This window comes from Acinetobacter sp. 2JN-4, from assembly GCF_003687745.1.
In the GTDB taxonomy this organism is placed as follows: domain Bacteria; phylum Pseudomonadota; class Gammaproteobacteria; order Pseudomonadales; family Moraxellaceae; genus Acinetobacter; species Acinetobacter halotolerans.
This window is the reverse complement of record NZ_RDNY01000023.1, coordinates 1-834: the sequence shown is the minus strand read 5'-3', so window position 1 is coordinate 834 and position 834 is coordinate 1. Positions and strand designations below refer to the sequence as shown.

The following is an 834-nucleotide window of genomic DNA, read 5'->3' as shown; positions in this document are numbered from 1 at the left end:
AGGTCGTGCTATGAACCGTCGCGTATTCGCTGCGATTTCTGGTAGCCGTACTGTTTTAGTTCAACCAGGTCAATAATTTCAAGTCATTGAAATTATAAAAAAGCGACTCATTTGAGTCGCTTTTTTTATGGATATAAACGTTTTGTGGCATTGATGTAAAAGTAAACATAATGGCTAAGAAACTAGAATAATCTTGTCTTAATGCTGGATAGATTGTGAGGACTATTTAGTTTTATTAAAAAAAATTATGATATCTTGTTAAGGTTTTGATTAAAAAGTGATAATCTCTCACAGCTTTATTAAGTATTATGAGATTAGAGTTTTCTAGATTTTTGGAAGAGAAATAAGTCGTTTTTCAGTGGCTGCTAGCTAAATGGTATTAAATACTTGGAAAATTGATTGGGTATTTGTATGATTCAACATAAAGTGAATAACTGAAAAAGATACAACAAGGCTATTTCTCAGTATTCAAAATTGATTAAGTTTAGAAAACAAACAATTGTTATCTCTGGAGGATATCCATGAAATTGAGTCGTATCGCACTTGCTATGCTTGTTGCTGCTCCTTTAGCTGCTGCTAATGCGGGCGTAACAATTACTCCATTATTGCTTGGTTACACATTCCAAGACAGTAAGCACAACAATGGTGGTGATCATTTAACTACTAGCGGTGAATTACAAGACGATTTATTCGTTGGTGCTGCTATTGGTGTGGAATTAACACCTTGGTTAGGTTTTGAAGTTGAATATAACCAAGTTAAAGGCGACGTAGATAGCGCTGCTGCTAACGCTGAATATAAGCAACAACAAATCAACGGTAACTTCTATGTTACTT

At 34.3% G+C, this 834-nt stretch carries 1 protein-coding gene and 1 pseudogene; both read left to right on the top strand.

Annotated features, from left to right (window positions below):
* Positions 1–76 (top strand): hypothetical protein (locus EAH57_RS16190; RefSeq protein ID WP_228200054.1); only part of this gene is annotated, 76 nt, incomplete at its 5' end.
* A gap of 445 nt (positions 77–521) precedes the next feature.
* Positions 522–834, top strand: a pseudogene (locus EAH57_RS15795) (outer membrane beta-barrel protein); the annotation flags it as partial.